This is a genomic window from Bacillus sp. M5A3_1b, from assembly GCF_053345335.1.
In genome coordinates this window covers 624,765-643,686 of record NZ_JBKEZY010000002.1, presented here as the reverse complement: position 1 = coordinate 643,686, position 18,922 = coordinate 624,765, and the positions used below count along the sequence as shown (strand labels likewise).

The following is an 18,922-nucleotide window of genomic DNA, read 5'->3' as shown; positions in this document are numbered from 1 at the left end:
TATGTTCATAAACTACTATTCTTCGTGAACGCAGTCATCACATTTGTTATGGTATGCTTCGTGCTGCTCATCAATTTCTTTCCCGCAATGTGCACAAGTTTTTGTTGGTAAATTTCTGAAAAACTCCATTGGTTGATCGATCATGTCAATCCCTCCATTTCCATTTCTTACTATCATTGTATTAGTACAAAAAATAAAAGTCAACAACTGTTTTATAACAAAATGAAAATTAATGAAAAAGTTTAGGAAATGGATTATAGTTAACAATGTAGGATGTAAGTGAAACATGCATTCCTACTCGGTTTTAGAAAGGATGGATACATATGAAAATGACTGTTGTCGGCTTTTGGGGCGGCTTTCCAGAAGCGGGAGAAGCAACGTCGGGGTATTTGTTTGAACACGATGGTTTTCGTTTACTTGTCGACTGTGGTAGTGGTGTACTAGCACAGCTTCAAAAATATATAACACCATCTGATATAGATGCAGTTGTACTTTCGCATTATCATCACGATCATGTTGCAGACATTGGGGTATTGCAATATGCGAGATTAATTACGAGTGCGACAAAGGGACAACTACCGGAATTACCAATATACGGTCATACGTTTGACGAGAATGGATTCCAGTCTTTAACGCATGAACCACATACGAAAGGAATCGCGTACAACCCAGAAGAAACACTTCAAGTTGGACCGTTCTCGATTTCATTCTTAAAAACTGTTCATCCTGTTACATGCTTTGCGATGCGTATTACAGCTGGTAGTGACGCTGTAGTATATAGCGCAGATTCCAGTTATATTCCTGAATTCATTCCATTCACAAAAGATGCTGATCTTTTCATTTGTGAGTGTAATATGTATGCACATCAAGAGGCTGCAAAAGCAGGGCATATGAATAGTACAGAAGTGGCAAGTATTGCAAAAGATGCAAATGTAAAAGAACTTTTATTAACGCACTTACCGCATACAGGCAACACATCTGATTTAGTAACAGAAGCAAAACAAATTTTCAGTGGCCATATTACGCTAGCGCATAGTGGCTACGTATGGAATTCATGAGGTGATACGATGTTATTTATTGATAATAAAGGGATTACAGATCCTAGAATAAACTTAGCAATTGAAGAATATTGTGTGAAGAATTTAGATATTAACGAAACATATTTACTGTTCTACATTAACGAACCTTCTATTATCATTGGTAAAAACCAAAACACAGTAGAAGAAATTAATGCTGATTACGTAAAAGAAAAAGGTATTCATGTCGTTCGTCGTCTATCAGGCGGAGGCGCAGTATATCACGATTTAGGAAACTTAAACTTCAGCTTTATTACGAAAGATGATGGAGACAGTTTCAGCAACTTCAAAAAATTCACAGAGCCTGTAACGAAAGCGCTTGGTAAATTAGGCGTAAATGCAGAACTAAGTGGTCGTAACGACATTTTAGCTGAAGGTAGAAAAATTTCAGGTAACGCGCAGTTCTCAACGAAAGGTCGTATGTTTAGTCACGGTACGTTACTATTTGACTCTGAAATCGATCACGTCGTATCAGCGTTAAAAGTAAAAATGGATAAAATTCAATCAAAAGGCATTAAATCAATCCGTAGCCGCGTTGCGAATATTACAGAGTTCCTAAACGAAGAAATGACGACAGAAGAGTTTAGACAACTTCTTCTAGAAACAATTTTTGAAGGGGAAACAGAAATTCCGACGTACGAATTAACAGAAAATGATTGGAAAGAGATCCATAAACTTTCTGAAGAACGTTACCAAAATTGGGATTGGAACTACGGAAAATCTCCGAAGTTCAACTTACAACATTCACACCGCTTCCCAGTTGGACAAGTTGACGTTCGTCTTGAAGTGAAAAAAGGAACAGTAACAGAATGTAAAATTTACGGTGACTTCTTCGGTTCATTAGATGTGCATGACATTGAAGAGCGTCTAACAGGTGTACAATTTGATAAAGATGCATTCACTGTAGCTTTAGAAGGCGTAGATATTAAACGCTACTTCGGTAATATTACAACAGAAGATTTCTTACATTTGTTCTTCTAAAAATAAGGGAGGCTGCCGTAACGGACAGCCTCTTTTTTTTTGCGTAGATTATCGCGTTTTGTCGGTAAGTCGATATATTTCAAAAATCGCTGATATATTTCGAGTTGCGGTCGATATATATGGAAAATCGCTGATATATTTTGAGTTGCAGTCGATATATATGGAAAATCGCTGATATATTTCGAGTTGTGGTCGATATATTCGGAAAATCGTTTATATAATTTCATTCACCATAAAATCACAGGACATTTTCCCCTTATAAAGGAATATATATATTCAAAAGGAGGCGAATTGAAATGAGAAGGGTAATGTACGTTGTATTATTACTCAGCTTCGTCATCGGAATGACAGCTTGTAACGATGAAACGTCCTCAAGTCGCACACTTTTATCGATTGGAAAGCCAGCGAAAGATAATGTTATATATTTTACGCATACAGATAACAGACGAAAGATACAGGAAATACAAGACATGTTTCAAAATAAGAAGTGGAAAAGAAATGAAACATTCAGCACTGTTAATAAGACACCAGATGTCGTTTTTTCAATAGATGAAGACAATACAGGGTTACCGACATTATATGTTACGTTGTATTTTCATGAAGATGGAGCGGACGCGATTAACTTGTTTGGAGAGCACACGACGTTAAATAAAGAGGAACTTACTAAACTTAGAGAAAAGATGAGTGCATATTATCCTGAAATGATTTTTGGCCTAGTTTCATAAATTACTTGCATACAAAATCCACTTATCCTTCCAAAGTAAACTAAGAGGAGGTGATCTGTTTATATGCAGTTAATGGAATATCACTTGCCACTTTAATTTTCTTTTAATATAATTAATTTAGAATTTTTAAATATTCTAAATTTTATAAAGGTGGGGTTTGTGTGAATCTCGTTCAATCTTTGGCTGAAACGGCGAAAAAGAAGGGGGATAAACCGGCTTATATATTTATGGATCAGTCGGTCTCGTATGACCAATTAAACAAAATGGTCACAAGGTTTTCTGGCAATTTAGCAGAAATGGGCATTGGAAAAGGGGACAATGTCGCATTAGTTGTTGGAAACTCACCACATTTTTTGGTCGGTTTATACGGAACAATGAAAGCTGGAGCAACTGTCATTCCAGTTAATCCAATTTATACAGCAGACGAAATGCATTATATTTTACAAAATGGAGATGTAAAAACAATCATCGTACTCGACGTCCTTCTACCTGTTATACAATCTCTTACAACAAGACTTCCTTCACTTGAAAACATCATCATATGCGAAACCTCATCAGATTTTAACTATACAGAAACCGAAAAAATGAAAACGTTTACGAGAATGATAGGGGCTGGAGATTTAACTTTTGAAGGCCCAGAATTAGATGAAGAAGATGTAGCGGTTATTCTATACACTTCAGGTACAACTGGAAAACCGAAAGGTGCGATGTTAACACATAAAAACTTATATAGTAATGCGAGCGATGTAGCGTCGTATTTACAATATACTGCTGATGATCGCGTCGTTGCGGCTTTGCCAATGTTCCATGTATTTTGCTTAACGGTGGCGGTCAATGCACCGATTGTGAACGGAGCAACTATTTTAATGTTACCGAAATTTAGTCCGAAAGAAGTATTCCGTATTTGTCGTACGTACGAGCCAACGATTTTTGCTGGTGTACCGACGATGTACAATTATTTATATTTATTCGAAGAAGCAAGCGCAGAAGATGTGAAGACGCTTCGTCTTTGTATTTCAGGTGGTGCGTCAATGCCAGTTGCTCTTCTGCAAAACTTTGAAAAACGTTTTGACGTAATCGTTTCAGAAGGATACGGTTTATCAGAAGCATCACCAGTTACTTGTTTTAACCCGCTAGATCGTCCGCGTAAACCTGGGTCAATCGGTACAAATATTTGGCATGTAGAAAATAAAATTGTGAACGAACTTGGGGAAGAAGTACCTGTCGGTGCAGTCGGTGAATTAATTGTTCGCGGACCTAACGTTATGAAAGGATACTATAACGCGCCAGAAGATACAGCAGCGACATTGAAAGATGGCTGGTTGTATACAGGAGACTTAGCGAAAATGGATGAAGAAGGTTACTTCTATATCGTTGATCGCAAAAAGGATATCGTCTTAGTTGGTGGTTACAACGTATATCCTCGTGAAGTAGAAGAAGTATTATACACACACGAATCTGTAGCAGAAGTTGTCGTAATTGGCGTTCCTGATGAAAACTTAGGAGAAGCAGTACGAGCTTACGTCGTTCTGAAACAAGCTCAAGTAACAGAAGAAGAACTGATGCATTATTGCACGTTACATTTAGCAAAATATAAAGTGCCAATGAGTATCGAATTTTTAACAGAATTGCCGAAGAATACGACGGGTAAATTGTTAAGAAGAGCTTTAAGAGAGAAAGCGATGCAAGTGTAATAAAAGAAAGATATCCCTCTAAATAGGGGGATATCTCTTTGTTTTTTAGAATTGACTAAGTTATAACTCCATATATTTAAGTAATATAACTAATATGGAGGGATATATGCATGGAGCAAAAAGAATTACGCTTACGGAACGTACAGTATTTGATTTGTGACATTATGGATGAAATGAATGTGGAGAGTGAAGAGAAGAACTTAGAAACATTGCAACAAGTAATTGATCATCTTTCAGGGGTAATCGGGGATTTGGTAGATCCATCCAGTACGTATTCAATCGATTATTTAGAGAGAAAAGTTCATACAGCGCACTATTTATTGTTTAAAAATGACCGGAAAGCGTACTTATGTAGAAAGTAAAAATAGATAGTTTTTTTATTTTCTTATTTATTGATAACAGTTATCATTTGTAAGTATGTTAATATATTTATTCGCTGCGGTAATAGAAGTACTTTTAACATATTAATGATGAAGTGAATTGTAGTGGATATTTGTATAAATCCCTTGATGAATAAAAATAAATTCCAAGTTGACACATGCGAATTACAGAATTAAAATGAAAAGAAATCAAACAGAATACAATAGAAGCTAATCAGAGAAACTGAAGGCGCACAACGTTCACTTTTGGAAATGAATTGTGTGCCTTTTTCTATTGTACAAACTAGGGGGGCTTTATATATGAAACAGTGGGGTAAGACAGCATTAATGAAAAGTACAGGTGTTTTATTATCAGCAGTTGTCCTTTTATCGGGGTGTGGATCGGCAACCTCAACTAACGATTCTGAAGGAAGTGCAAATAAAAAGACAGTCGAACTTTTAAATGTTTCATATGATCCAACACGTGAGTTATATCAAGATTTTAATAAAGATTTTGCGAAGTACTGGAAAGAGAAACATGGTCAAACAGTGAACGTAAAGCAATCACATGGGGGATCTGGAAGCCAGGCGCGCTCTGTTATTGACGGATTAGAAGCAGATGTTGTAACGCTAGCACTCGCTTATGATATTGACGCGATCAGTAAGAAAAAGCAGTTAGCGGAAGATTGGCAGAAGCGACTTGCGGATAACTCGACTCCATACACATCAACAATTGTATTTCTTGTGCGAAAAGGCAATCCGAAAGGCATTAAAGATTGGGATGATTTAACGAAAAAAGGTGTGTCTGTCATTACACCAAATCCGAAAACATCTGGAGGAGCACGTTGGAACTATTTAGGGGCATGGGGGTATGCGCTGAAAAAGTATGACAATAGTGAAGAGAAGGCGAAAGAGTTTGTCGGCCAAATCTATAAAAACGTAGAAGTACTAGATTCAGGGGCACGCGGAGCAACGACAACTTTCGTTGAAAAAGGAATTGGTGATGTGTTAATAGCTTGGGAAAACGAAGCGTTATTATCACAAAAAGAGCTTGGGAAAGATAAATTCGAAATTGTAACACCTCCAATTAGTATACTAGCAGAACCACCGGTAGCAGTTGTAGATAAAGTCGTTGATAAGAAAGGAACGAGAAAAGTAGCAGAAGGGTATCTTGAATACTTGTATTCAGACAAAGGGCAAGAAATTGCGGCGAAAAACTTTTATCGTCCTCGTAACGAAAAAGTAGCGGAAAAGTACGCATCAAAATTTCCGAAAGTTCAATTATTTACAGTAGATGAACTATTTGGTGGCTGGAAAAAAGCGCAGGAAAAACATTTTAATGATGGCGGCGTATTCGATCAAATTTATAAAAAATAAGGGGGGATGAGGTGAAAGAAGATGAGGAAGAAACGTGTTTTACCAGGGTTTGGATTATCTCTTGGATTTACAATGTTATATATGAGTTTATTCGTACTAATACCACTTTCTATCGTATTTATTCAAACTTCACAGCTAGGTTGGAAGAAGTTTGCTCAGGTTGTAACGAGCGAACGCGTGTTACATTCCTATCAAGTGAGTTTAACGACTTCACTTGCAGCAGCAATTGTAAATGCCGTTTTCGGCTTATTAATTGCTTGGGTACTCGTTCGTTACACATTTCCGGGGAAACGATTGTTAGACGGACTAATTGATTTACCATTCGCTCTTCCGACTGCTGTAGCTGGTATTACACTGACGACGCTATATGCGGAAAATGGCTGGGTTGGAAAAATATTTAGTGTGTTTCATATTAAGGTAGCGTTTACGCCACTCGGAATTATTGTTGCACTTACGTTTATTGGTTTACCGTTTGTCGTTCGAATGGTGCAACCGGTATTGCAAAATATTGATAAAGAAGTAGAAGAAGCAGCTTCTAGTTTAGGAGCATCTCGCTTCCAAATATTTGTGAAAATCATTTTACCAGAAATATTCCCGGCTTTACTTGCTGGTTTTTCACTCGCATTTGCAAGGGCTTTAGGGGAATATGGATCTGTCGTTTTTATAGCGGGTAATATGCCAATGAAAACAGAAATTGCGCCGCTTATGATCATGACGAAACTAGAACAATATGATTACGCAGGAGCAACAGCAGTAGCAGCTGTTATGCTTATCATTTCGCTCCTTTTCCTTCTTCTTATTAACATGATTCAAACTTGGAGTAGAAGGCATGAACTGAGAAATGAATAGGAGGGGCGAGAATGGAACCGGCATTATTAGAAAAGAAAATAGTAAAAAGCGTATCAGTTAAAAAAGAATCTAAACTTGTACCGAGCATATTAATTGCGATAACAGTTTTATTTTTATCTCTTTTTCTATTACTCCCGCTCGTAACAATTTTTTTGAAAGCCTTTGAAAAAGGGTTTGATGTATATATTGCTGCTATCACAGATCAAGAAGCATTCTCAGCAATCAGGTTAACACTTCTCGTTGCGTTAATCGTTGTGCCGCTTAATACGATATTTGGAATAGCGGCCGCATGGCTTATTACAAAGTTTCAGTTTAAAGGAAAGCAATTATTGTTATCTCTTATTGAACTGCCATTTGCTGTGTCACCAGTTATTGCGGGATTAGTGTTCGTTTTACTTTTTACACCGAGAGCGGCTTTGGGCGAGTGGTTATTGGAACATGGAGTAAAACTCATTTTCTCTGTTCCAGGTATTATTATCGCAACGATATTCGTAACGTTTCCATTTGTTGCCCGTGAATTAATTCCAATTATGCAAGCGCAAGGAAAAAGTGAAGAAGAGGCAGCTTTATCACTTGGTGCAGGTGGATGGAAAATGTTTTGGCACGTTACGCTTCCGAATATAAAATGGGGTCTTTTATACGGCATGATTTTATGTAATGCCCGTGCAATTGGTGAGTTCGGAGCAGTTTCCGTTGTATCTGGTCACGTACGCGGCATTACAAATACGATGCCGCTTCATATCGAAATTTTGTACAATGAATATCAATTTTCAGCTGCGTTTGCGGTTGCAACTTTAATGTCATTCATCGCAGTTCTCACGCTCGTTATAAAAAACTGGATTGAATGGCGAATGGAAAAACGACAATAAGGGGGGATTACGGTGAGTATTCAAATTCAAGATGTATCAAAACAATATGGCACATTTCAAGCACTGACAGACATTCATTTGGATATTCCAAAAGGTGAGCTTGTTGCCTTATTAGGTCCGTCAGGTTCTGGGAAAACGACTTTATTACGAATTATTGCAGGGCTAGAAGAAGCGGATGAAGGCTCTATTTCATTTGATGGAGAAGATTTAACAGACATTCACGTGAAAAATAGGCAAGTCGGTTTCGTTTTCCAGCACTATGCACTTTTTAAACATATGAACGTGTTTGAAAATGTCGCTTTCGGTTTAAAGGTAAGAAAGAAAAGTGTAAGGCCGTCAGCAGAAGTGATAGAAGAAAAAGTAACCGAACTATTAAAACTAGTAAAAATGGATGGCTTTGCAAAACGATATCCAGCGCAACTATCTGGCGGACAACGACAGCGTATCGCACTAGCCCGGGCACTCGCGGTCGAACCGAAAATTTTATTACTTGATGAACCGTTCGGTGCACTTGATGCGAAAGTACGAAAAGAATTACGAAGATGGCTCCGGAAATTACATGACGAATTTCAAATTACGAGTGTATTCGTAACGCATGACCAAGAAGAAGCGTTAGACGTTGCGGACCGCATTGTGGTAATGAATGAAGGACGCATTGAACAAATGGGAACACCGGAAGAAGTGTATGAAAATCCAGCAAGCCCGTTCGTATATGACTTTTTAGGAAATGTAAATTTATTTCACGGCCGCGTCCATAAAGGTAAGTTAAATGTGGGATCGTTGGAACTAGAAGCACCAGAACATAAGCACGTTTCAAACGTAGACGGAGTAGCCTACGTAAGGCCGCATCACTTATCCATCTCTCGTACGAAACAAAGTGTAGATGCAATCCCGGCGAAAGTAACATATTCTCACGCAGTTGGCCCTGTCGTATATGTGGAATTACAACGAGATGGAACAGATGAATATTTAGAAGCAGAAATTAGTAAAGAGCAGTTTAGACAGCTGAACATTCAAGCGGGTGAGTCTGTATATGTACATCCGAAAGAAGTGAAAGTGTTTATTCCGGAGGATTTTGTGATTTAGGAGAGGTAAAATTAATTTGGATTAACAGTGAAAAATGGCTATATTAGCAATTTATTAATAAGAGGAGAGCGTCTCAAAAAATATTTTTTGAGACGTCTTTTTTGTTTACTGTGATGGTTTATTTTTAGGTGAAATATATTGAGGACTTGTCATAGGTATAATGAAGAAAGGACATTTCAAATAATAGTTGTTAGAAAGAAGGGGTTATAATAGCTCCTCTTTTTTATGGATTAAAACCCGTATAAATTCATTATTCAGTTGTAATAAATTAGATAAATATTACATTTGGTAAATTATAATGTTTTATATAAAAATATTATAATTTACTTTTAATAATTATGGAATAGAAAATGAAGAATCGTCATTAAATAGTTGGAATTGACATTTTTCTTTAAAATTTTACCTTTTTTTAATTGAGTTTTATTCCAAAATTCATTAAATTCGTTATTGTACAAAATTAAACGATGCGAATCAGAGGTGAATGTATGGAGAAGAAGCAAGTGAAGAAGAATTGGTATAGGTACTTAATCCAACTTATCGTAGTTGCATTAATTGTTACTTCTATACCACTGAATGGATTGGCGGAAACAGCACGACCGTTTACACCATCTCCAAATTCAGAAAAAAATCCGCAAGAGAAAAAGAATGTGGGAAGTGAATCACCAACTCCACATCTAGATCAACTAGAGCAAGATAAGTCAAAGCCGACTGAGGTAGTGGAAGAACGGACAGAACATGAGAAAGTCTTTGATAATAAGGATGGGACGTATACAAAGAAAGTGTACACAGAGCCCATACATACAGAGAAGAATGGGAAATTAGAAGACATTCAACCAGAACTTGTCGCAAAGACACAAGAAACGATTGAATCAAAAACAACAAAGTTACAGCCAACCTTTCAAAAGAAACTAGAAGAGAAAGAATATGCAACGTTTGAAGTAGATGGTCATAAAGTAACGTATCAACTAATTGGAGCGAAAGGGGAAAAAGGAGAACTTCAACCATCCCCTACTACAGCTACGTATGACAAGAACGAGATTTGGTATAAAAGTATTTTCCCGCAAATTGATTTGCGTACTATTACCTTTAATGACAAGGTAAAAGAAGATGTTGTATTACATCAATATACAGGTCATCATAGTTTTAAGTTTCAGCTTCAAACAGATTTAACACCGAAGTTAGAACAAGATGGTTCTATCGTTATGATGGACGAACAACAAAAGCAGGTGTTTATATTACCAAAACCGTTCATGACAGATTCGAATGTACATCCAGAATCAAACGAGGCACCAAAATCTGAAGAAGTTCATTATACATTAGAAAAACAAGAAAATAATTCGTATCAAGTAACGGTTACGGCAGATCCGAAATGGTTACAAGATCCTGCTAGAAAGTATCCTGTCTATATTGATCCATCCATTGCGATGGGAAGTTTTCAGGAAGCGTATGTATCTAGTGCACAACCAAAAAGTAACTATTCAAGGTGGGTACTTTGGGATGAAGGACAGAAAGCACATACGCTGAAGTTTGGCTATTTTGATAATCAAACAGGTTATAACTTTATCTATACAAAGCCAGAGATTTCTAGTTTGAAAGGTGCAGTCGTTCATGATGCTAAGTTTCGCTTATATGCATCTTGGCACTATTATGGTAATAATCCGAATGAAGTCTGGTTAGATGAAGTAAAAGGTGATTGGGATTATATTTCGATGAACTGGGAGACGAAACCTTGGTCTCAAGAAATCGGAGTAACAAAAGTTGGTCGTCAGCAATGGGCAGAGTTTAATGTTACGAATACAGTAAAAGCTTGGGCAAGTGGCGAACGACCGAACTATGGATTTAAGCTACACCCGAATGGACAAGGCCAAACGCATTGGAAAAAATTCATTGCGGCATATCAAGGTGGGTATTATGCACCACATTTAGAAATTACGTATTCGTATCCGAAACCAAATAAACCACGTGTTACATCGCATTCTAATGGTATAGGTAGTGGAACAGGACATTTGAGTATCAATTGGGATACGGTTCCTGGTGCAACTGGGTATCGCGTAGGGATTTTTGACGGGGAAGATTATAATTACTATAAAGTTGGGAACATCACGTCATGGTCTACAAAAGATAAAAAAATATGGCCAAGTCGCGATGCTTTAAATCAGGGAAGAAATGAGCTTCATTTCGATGGACAAGGAGGAGAACTTCCGACAAGTCCTTTACAAATGTATCAAAATAATGGAGACAAAGAACAGGGTAATGATAAGCATGCTTATAAAATTAAGGTAGTTGCAGAGTATCCACATGATGAACTAAGCCCGGAGTCAGATGAAGAAAAAGTATTTCTACCATTAGAAACCTCGAAGCAACCACAATCTCATACGTTTACAAATGTAATGGGAAGTAAATCGGGTTATATCGAGCTGAATTGGGATCAGATTCCTGGTGCAACAGGATATCGTGTCATTTTTTATAACGGTAAGAGCCACGAAGTATTTGATGTAGGAAATACAACAAATTGGTCAACACAAGGAAAGAAAATATATCCAACGGCCGAGGAATTAAAACAAGGACGTTATCAATTCCATACAGATGGAAAAGGAGAAGAGCTAGCGTTAAATCCATCTCCGGTCTATCAAAATGCAGGTACATTTAGCAGTGATAAATATTGGGTTCACATCCAATCCTACAGCAATATTGGTCATAGAGATAGTGGATATTCGCCAGACTACGGCATTAAAATCGCAGAGCCAACAGACATTTTTGGTCTAAAGGATTATATTGCATCAGTAGATGTAATTGCCGGAAAAGTAAATGCGACAAATGGGAACTTTGTTGTCAATGAATCTGACTTTGTTTTGTCTGGTCGTGGTCCTGATTTACGTATTGATCGTGTTTATAATAGCAATAGCACAGAAAAAGGTGTATTAGGAACAGGATGGACGAGCTCTTTTGATGAAAACATACAAGAACAATCGAATGGGGATCTTCATTTAATTCATGAAGATCGTGCAGTCGATCGTTTTGAAAAAGAAGGAGATAATAAGTATAAGGCTCCGCCAGGTGTATTCTTAGAAATAAAGAAAACGAATGATGGCTATACGATTACCGATAAAGATCAGACAGTATCTGAATACAACAAACAAGGACGATTAACAAAAGTAAAAGATGAACATGGTAATACATTAACGTATCGTTATGAAAATAATCGATTATTGGAAATTATCAATGCTTCGAATCGTAAATTGGCATTAGAGTATAATACTGAAGGTTTTTTATCAAAAATTACTGGTCCTGAGAATCGTACTGTTACGTATGAATATAAAGATGGTCAATTAATTGGTGTCACAACACCTCGAGGAAAGAAATATCGATATGGTTATGAAAATGGAAAGCTACGTTATACGTACGATCCGAAACATACGGAGCAAAAGCCATATAAGACAACGTATACGTATGAGAATAATAGATTTGTAAGTGTGACGGATCCATTAGGAAAAGCGACAAAACTTGCTTATAAGCCTGAAACAAGAGAAGTAATCGTGACAGATCCGAAACAAGTAAAAGATGTGTATCAACATAACTTTGCGGGAAATCCAGAAAAAACGATTGTAGATGCTGATGGCTTAAAATTAACGACGACCTATGAATATGAAGGGAATAAGTTAATTAAAAAAACAGATCCGAAAGATCAAGGGAAACGGGCATCAGAAAGTTACACGTATGATAGCAAAGGGAATGTCACATCAGCAACAGACGCAATTGGTACTGAGAAATATGAATATAATCAAAATAATGATGTAACAAAAGAGATTGATACAGAGAATAAAGAAATAGTTGTTACCTATAATGGAACGAATGCGGTATCTGAAACAGATACGCAAGCAAAGACGTCATCTGTAACGCAGTATGACAAGTATGGAAATTCGATTCGTGGAAGTATGGAACTGGCCACAGGAGGAAATCTAATCCGAAACCCTGGGTTTGAAGAGGGCGGAAAGCATTGGACACTACGTGGTTGGAACGATGACGGTAAAAATGAGATCGATCGTACCACGCGAGTACCACAATTAGGACAAACATCAGCTTTACGAATGGATACGAAAGCAATTAATAATGATTGGGGCGCAACAATTGCAAGTCAGAAAGTCGCAGTTGAGCCAAACAAAACGTATACACTGAGTGGATGGGTGAAAACGAATAGTCTGGTAAAATCGGGTGCGTACTTCCATGTCATTCAGAGAGATGAAAAAGGAAATCACTTGAAGGTAAACTCGAATTACCATAGTAAGGTGAATGGCACAACAGATTGGACGAAGAGGCAAATACTAATTGAGACATCTGATAAAACACGCGAGTTAGAAATCGAAGCGTTTACCGACCATGGTAATAATGAAGGAAAAGGAACCGCATGGTTTGATAATTTCCAATTAGAAGAAGGATCTGTATCTTCTACGTTCAATCCAGTACCAAATCCAAGTTTTGAGTATCATGGTGATAAATTAGAAGGATGGCATACGTGGCATAATTTCCCGAAAGATCATTTAGAAGATGGTTTTGGTGGCGATACAGCACTTGTCATTGAGAGAAAAAGTAGCATAGAACCAAACGTACACTATCGTCAAGAAATAGAGATTCAGCAAGTAATTCCGAAAGATTTAACCATCACAGCGATGTCAAAAGCACAAAATGTGGTGAGTACCACCGGGGCAGAACCAAATAACTCGTATGCGATTTGGGTACGTGCACAGTACGCAAATGGTGAGTGGCGTGAGTACCATGCGAAATTTCCTCTCGGTACAAAAGATTGGAATCGAAGTGCAGTAGTTGTTCCAACGGGACAATTAGGAGCAATCCAAAAATTACAGATTCACACTGTCTTTGATCATGTGAATGCAGGAAAAGTATGGTTTGATGATGTTCGTGTCATGGAAGGAAATCATTTAACAAAAACAGAATATGATGCGGATGGAAACTTTGTAACCGCAACATATGATGAAGAGAATCGAAAAAATACCTTTACGTATGATACGTATGGGAATCAAACAAGCGCGACAGATGAAAAAGGGAATAAGAAAACAAATGCATATAATGCGGATAATCAATTAACAAAAACAACGCTTGCAAACGGTACATCTGTTTCTTACAGCTATGATGATAACGGAAATACAACCGAGAAACTTGTCACAGCTGGTGGGAAAACACAAAAGAATATCTTTGAGTATGATGTAGATAACAAGCTTACTATATTCGAAGATGCACTACAGCGTAAAATTACACATCAATATGATGTGAATGCAAGTAAAATAAAAACGCTGTTGCCAACGAATGGCGTGTTAGAATGGGAATATGATGCAGCAAACCGTATAACAAAAGCGAAGCGCAATGGAAAAGATGCCTTTTCATTTGGATATGATGAGAATGGAAATGAAACAAAAGTAACCGATCATATCAATGGCGGAACACGTGATAAAGCATATGACGAGGGGAATCGTATCGTCAGCGTGTCAGACCGCGGTGGGAATGTAAAATGGTCCTATCATCCAAAGTCTTACAAATTAAAAGATACAGTGATACAACATGGTTCCTATAATAATACAACAAGTTATGTGTATGACGCTTTAAATCAAAATACAAAAGTAACAGATGGCGGAAGAGACTACCACTTTGAATATGATGAATTTGGAAATACGACTCGTTATCAAGCAGGGAATGATACAGCGGCACAGTTTACGTACGACAATACGAAAAAACTGACAAACTTACAAATTGGCACAAAAGATTCAGATCGAATTTTAGAAGAATCGTATACGTATGATGCAACAAGTAATCGTACCGCAATAGAGAGAAAGATTGGAAATAATGTAGAAAAGACAAGCTATGCTTACGATCCAATTCATCAATTACTACAAGAGACACTACCAAACGGAACAACTAAATCATACACATATGATGGATTTGGAAACCGTACAAGTGTGAAAGTTGTAGAGAATGGAAAAGAAACAAAGTCTATAGCGGCAACATTTAATGAAGGAAATCAACTTGTAAAATTCGGAAACGAATCGTTAACGTATGATGCGAATGGAAATCGTACGTCTGATGGAAAGTACAAGTATACATGGAATGAAACTGACCAACTTGTAGCTATCACAAAACAAGGTGAAAGCAATGCATTCGCAACGTATAAGTATGATGATGATAATCGTCGTATTGAAAAGAGTATAAATGGAAAAGTAACACGTTATTTCTATGATGGAGATAGTATTAACCCATTGTATGAAACAGATGGAAGTGGAACTGTACTGCGCCAATATGTATACTCTATGGATGGCGCCCGTTTGGCAATGAAAGCACAAGGTCAAACGCTATACTATCACTACAACCCACGTGGTGATGTAGTCGCGATGACAGATCAAAATAGAGAAGTTGTAGCAACGTATGAATATGATGCATGGGGTAACGTATTAAAGAGTGATACGAAAGGTATCGCAGCAGACAATCCATTTGGATATGCGGGATACATGTATGATAAAGAGATTGGTATGTATTATCTGATTGCGAGATACTATAATCCAGATCATGGTGTGTTCTTATCGGTGGATCCTGATCCGGGTGATGAAGATGATCCAGTTACGATGAATGGGTATACTTATGCGGATAATAATCCGGTGATGAAGATTGATCCGGATGGTCATTTAGCGTGGTTTATTCCAGTCGCTGTACATGGGGCGAGAATTGCTGCTCCGCATGTAGGTCGTTTTGTTGGTAAACAATTGGCTAAGCGTGCTGTAAAGCGAACGGTGAAATATAAAGGGGAAATTGGGATACCGAAGAGAAAGGTAGTATTTGATCAAAGAAATTTACCGACACAAGGAGCAAGGAAAAATAGTATAACGTATCATATTAAACGTGGAAAACTATATCAAAAGCGGTATTATGATCATAAAGGGAAAGCATGGAAAGATATAGATTATACTGATCATGATAATCCTAAAGCACACCCTGTAGTTCCTCATAAACATTATTGGAATTGGAAAAAGAAAAAACCACATAGTGCGTGGTATCCATTAAAAAAGAAATGGTGATACTATGAGATTGTATTTAGCAGAAGATATAGGATATATAAACGAAATGCTTTCATTTATATTTGAGGATATGAGCAAGTATGATTGGATATTTGCAGATATGGTGCCGCATGTATTTAAAGGTGAATCTGAAGTGATGGATACCATATTTGAGCAAGAAAAATTTTATATTTCAGGTGAAGATCTTTATAGCTTTTTGAAAGAGTATGAAGTGTTACTTATATTTGGAGTAGTGATTGCTGTGGAGAAAGGAAATGAAAAATGCCTTGGAAATATTCCAGAAACTCCAATTATCACAGAAAACAGAGAGTATTGGAAAGATGAGTACAATTTAACGTTGCCAGGATCAGTAATGGAGTTTGGTTTTTTTGATACGTCAATTTTAATGTTTGCAAGTGATGATAACTATAGCATAGAGAGATTTAAAAGCAGTTTTCAAAATGCGGAATTTTATGTAGAAGATGAATTATAAAAGCGTTAGTGAAATTTGAAAGGAAATCCTTTTGGATTGAAAGAAATGTATATAATAACTATTATCTTCATGAGCTGGGTACTTCGTATCGATGTAGAAGCAGTCGAGGAGGAAGGAGAGCTGGTACCGGCTCTTCTTTCTTTATATATAAATTGAATTTTGGGGTGCATTTTTTTTACAACCTTTATGTGTAGAATCAATAAGAGGGTTTTATTATTGGAAGAAAATGGTTTAAATGAAAAACAGTTAGAGTGTTATAGGAGAGAATAAATGGAATCAGTATAATTTAATAAATTAAATTATACGTTACAGGTCGGGAAAATTCGTATGTTTATACCGGATTTTAGATTTAGAGACAAATTATGATGCAATGGTTTTTATACGAAATCAAGTTAAAGAAGCGGGAATAAAAGGTAAAGTCCGTTTTGATTCAGAGAGCGATTGTGTAGAAATATATTCAACTAATGGGAAGACGTTGTTACAAGTTGCGATTTTAGTGAATGAACTTATAGACGAAGAATTTACATTTACGAATCAAAGAGAGTATGAGCAGTTCATAGGATCTTGGAAACGACCTAAAAAACAAAAATGGAAAGTTGGGGATGTATCTTCTATCCCTTTACCAAATGAAACATATTTCTTTGGACAAATTGTTGAATTGATGGAAGACGTGTTTCCTTTATGTTTTATATTTGATTTGCATTTGAAAACAGTGCCTACTAAAGAGGATATCGATAATGCTAACATTTTAACAGCTTTGATGCTTAATGGAATGGTATTTGACGATTATACTCTTAAGGTTATTTTTGAAATGGAAATAATGGGAGAAATAACCGAAAACACTAGGAGAAATCCAGTTCGAAATGTGACTTGGTCTACTTCTCATTTAGTAGATTTCTGCATGGAATACAAGTTAGAAGAGAAACAAAAGTTTGTAGAAGAGATATCCGCTAATAGAAATTTTGTAATCGAGTATAAATGAGGATAGCAATTTTTATCCATACTATAAAGTAATATGTATTTTCTCCAGCTGAGAGTATTGATCTTTATTATGAAAATCGCGAAATAAATTTGTATGGCGAATTTGTACATGTAGGGGAACGATAAGATGAACTTTGAATTCAAAAGAGTTCAGTGTATTGAAGATAGTAATATATATCGGGTGGATAATTTTACTGATATATATGAAACGGATTTAAATAGTAATGATGATTTTAATATTGATAATTTGAATTTGATTTTTCAACAGAGGATTCATCAATTCATTATACATGTAGGTAAATCAGAAGTATTACATTTTAAAGAGGAAGTCGATTCTAAAAATATTTTCTATAAGATTTTAGATTTTGGAAAGAATAATATTTTCTTTGTTTTTGAGTCTATACGAAAGAAAGAAGTACTTTATATTATCAATTTATTTTATAGTGTAACTATAGAAAACACGTTAGCTATAATTTGTTTTGGAGAAAAGGTTCATATTGAATTTGAAAAAATAGCTCAAAATAGGGTTATAGAGTATGTAATGGGGAAGTGTTTTGTTCCTAAAATCACATTAGTCCCATCATCAGCGTGTGCTTTTATTCAATATGATGGTGCATTATTAACAATTGTTAGTAACAATTTAGAAATATAGAGACAGAGTAAGGAAAGATAAAGTTGTTAGAGAGAAGGGTGAGTATAAGCTCTTCTCTCTTTATATATGTCATGGTGATGTGAAAAATTATCTTTAAGGAGAAAACATGGACACATACATTGAAATACACAAACCTGCAACGGAAAATAACGGATATTTTCTAGTGTTAGATGAACATGATAATTTTGAAAATGATAACATCTTGAATCTGTTATCAACAATTAATAGATATATAGTTGATGTTGATACAAGGATGGAACAATTTATGGAGACAATGATGTCGAAATTTCATTTGTATCTTTTAGTGAATTGTGACGGGACTCAAGAAGAATTAACAAAGGTGCAAAATTACATTTGGGAAAAAGAATTAAAAGAGCTAAACTGGAAAAAATCGACCGTGAAGAGCACAATTTTAATTAATCATTATGATCCTGCAACTGATATTTTCGATGTGATTTCCCCAGTATGTATGGAGGGGAGCCTCATGTTTCTTTTCTCTGAAAAAGAAATAAACGAAAATGAGTTAGAGAGTATTATAAAACATATAAAATTTGATCGATCAAGAGTATATTTTAATAAAGAAACAATTGAACTGGCGGGGGAAAAGGGGTATATAGTAGGGCATTTTGAAGATGAGTATTATATAGTATCTTTACGTTCGGAAAAGCAAGTATTTGTTTGTTATGCGGAAGAATGGATTATGGATTAAAATAAAAGCTACA

At 36.3% G+C, this 18,922-nt stretch carries 15 protein-coding genes; 14 read left to right on the top strand and 1 reads right to left on the bottom strand.

The features are described from left to right. Positions 1–15 precede the first annotated feature (15 nt). Entirely contained in the window at positions 16–144 is a 129-nt protein-coding gene (gene yhfH, locus ACLBWW_RS09540) for a protein YhfH (protein WP_000567010.1), read from the bottom strand. A gap of 179 nt (positions 145–323) precedes the next feature. Between yhfH and ACLBWW_RS09535 the strand changes: the two genes are divergently transcribed. From ACLBWW_RS09535 to ACLBWW_RS09470, 14 genes are all read left to right on the top strand, one after another. Then, a complete protein-coding gene (locus tag ACLBWW_RS09535) occupies positions 324–1,058 on the top strand; it encodes an MBL fold metallo-hydrolase (RefSeq protein WP_048545296.1) in 735 nt (244 codons plus the stop codon). Positions 1,059–1,067: 9 nt separating this feature from the next. Next, complete coding sequence (locus ACLBWW_RS09530; protein ID WP_048545294.1) at positions 1,068–2,057, top strand: lipoate--protein ligase; 990 nt, start codon at positions 1,068–1,070, stop codon at positions 2,055–2,057. Positions 2,058–2,353: 296 nt separating this feature from the next. Next, on the top strand, positions 2,354–2,782 hold the full coding sequence (locus ACLBWW_RS09525; protein ID WP_098068671.1) for a hypothetical protein: 429 nt from the start codon (positions 2,354–2,356) through the stop codon (positions 2,780–2,782). Positions 2,783–2,943: 161 nt separating this feature from the next. Further along, complete coding sequence (locus ACLBWW_RS09520; protein ID WP_048545287.1) at positions 2,944–4,476, top strand: fatty acid--CoA ligase family protein; 1,533 nt, start codon at positions 2,944–2,946, stop codon at positions 4,474–4,476. Between the two features lie 110 nt (positions 4,477–4,586). Next, positions 4,587–4,838: a hypothetical protein gene (locus tag ACLBWW_RS09515; protein WP_098049046.1), complete on the top strand. Its 252-nt coding sequence runs from the start codon at positions 4,587–4,589 to the stop codon at positions 4,836–4,838. 318 nt (positions 4,839–5,156) lie between these two features. Beyond that, positions 5,157–6,212, top strand: coding sequence for a sulfate ABC transporter substrate-binding protein (locus ACLBWW_RS09510; protein ID WP_098049048.1), 1,056 nt, complete (start codon positions 5,157–5,159; stop codon positions 6,210–6,212). 21 nt (positions 6,213–6,233) lie between these two features. Further along, positions 6,234–7,061 (top strand): sulfate ABC transporter permease subunit CysT, encoded by an 828-nt coding sequence (gene cysT, locus ACLBWW_RS09505; RefSeq protein WP_098124290.1) that lies wholly within the window; start codon positions 6,234–6,236, stop codon positions 7,059–7,061. A gap of 11 nt (positions 7,062–7,072) precedes the next feature. After that, positions 7,073–7,930, top strand: coding sequence for a sulfate ABC transporter permease subunit CysW (gene cysW / locus ACLBWW_RS09500; protein ID WP_098068673.1), 858 nt, complete (start codon positions 7,073–7,075; stop codon positions 7,928–7,930). A gap of 12 nt (positions 7,931–7,942) precedes the next feature. Beyond that, positions 7,943–9,016: a sulfate/molybdate ABC transporter ATP-binding protein gene (locus ACLBWW_RS09495; RefSeq protein WP_098049054.1), complete on the top strand. Its 1,074-nt coding sequence runs from the start codon at positions 7,943–7,945 to the stop codon at positions 9,014–9,016. A gap of 485 nt (positions 9,017–9,501) precedes the next feature. Beyond that, positions 9,502–16,095, top strand: a complete 6,594-nt coding sequence (locus ACLBWW_RS09490; protein ID WP_447614010.1) for a DNRLRE domain-containing protein — start codon at positions 9,502–9,504, stop codon at positions 16,093–16,095. Between the two features lie 4 nt (positions 16,096–16,099). Beyond that, entirely contained in the window at positions 16,100–16,567 is a 468-nt protein-coding gene (locus ACLBWW_RS09485; RefSeq protein ID WP_098633784.1) for a hypothetical protein, read from the top strand. Between the two features lie 370 nt (positions 16,568–16,937). Then, entirely contained in the window at positions 16,938–17,549 is a 612-nt protein-coding gene (locus tag ACLBWW_RS09480) for an Imm26 family immunity protein (protein ID WP_223265739.1), read from the top strand. Positions 17,550–17,675: 126 nt separating this feature from the next. Continuing rightward, positions 17,676–18,200, top strand: a complete 525-nt coding sequence (locus ACLBWW_RS09475) for a hypothetical protein (RefSeq protein WP_098068676.1) — start codon at positions 17,676–17,678, stop codon at positions 18,198–18,200. Between the two features lie 106 nt (positions 18,201–18,306). Continuing rightward, positions 18,307–18,909, top strand: a complete 603-nt coding sequence (locus ACLBWW_RS09470) for a hypothetical protein (protein ID WP_098068677.1) — start codon at positions 18,307–18,309, stop codon at positions 18,907–18,909. Positions 18,910–18,922 lie beyond the last annotated feature (13 nt).

Bases quoted from the DNA above. Each gene is read 5' to 3' on its own strand.
- yhfH (WP_000567010.1), bottom strand. From the start codon at position 144: ATGATCGATCAACCAATGGAGTTTTTCAGAAATTTACCAACAAAAACT.
- ACLBWW_RS09535 (WP_048545296.1), top strand. From the start codon at position 324: ATGAAAATGACTGTTGTCGGCTTTTGGGGCGGCTTTCCAGAAGCGGGA.
- ACLBWW_RS09530 (WP_048545294.1), top strand. From the start codon at position 1,068: ATGTTATTTATTGATAATAAAGGGATTACAGATCCTAGAATAAACTTA.
- ACLBWW_RS09525 (WP_098068671.1), top strand. From the start codon at position 2,354: ATGAGAAGGGTAATGTACGTTGTATTATTACTCAGCTTCGTCATCGGA.
- ACLBWW_RS09515 (WP_098049046.1), top strand. From the start codon at position 4,587: ATGGAGCAAAAAGAATTACGCTTACGGAACGTACAGTATTTGATTTGT.
- ACLBWW_RS09510 (WP_098049048.1), top strand. From the start codon at position 5,157: ATGAAACAGTGGGGTAAGACAGCATTAATGAAAAGTACAGGTGTTTTA.
- cysT (WP_098124290.1), top strand. From the start codon at position 6,234: ATGAGGAAGAAACGTGTTTTACCAGGGTTTGGATTATCTCTTGGATTT.
- cysW (WP_098068673.1), top strand. From the start codon at position 7,073: ATGGAACCGGCATTATTAGAAAAGAAAATAGTAAAAAGCGTATCAGTT.
- ACLBWW_RS09490 (WP_447614010.1), top strand. From the start codon at position 9,502: ATGGAGAAGAAGCAAGTGAAGAAGAATTGGTATAGGTACTTAATCCAA.
- ACLBWW_RS09485 (WP_098633784.1), top strand. From the start codon at position 16,100: ATGAGATTGTATTTAGCAGAAGATATAGGATATATAAACGAAATGCTT.
- ACLBWW_RS09480 (WP_223265739.1), top strand. From the start codon at position 16,938: ATGGTTTTTATACGAAATCAAGTTAAAGAAGCGGGAATAAAAGGTAAA.
- ACLBWW_RS09475 (WP_098068676.1), top strand. From the start codon at position 17,676: ATGAACTTTGAATTCAAAAGAGTTCAGTGTATTGAAGATAGTAATATA.
- ACLBWW_RS09470 (WP_098068677.1), top strand. From the start codon at position 18,307: ATGGACACATACATTGAAATACACAAACCTGCAACGGAAAATAACGGA.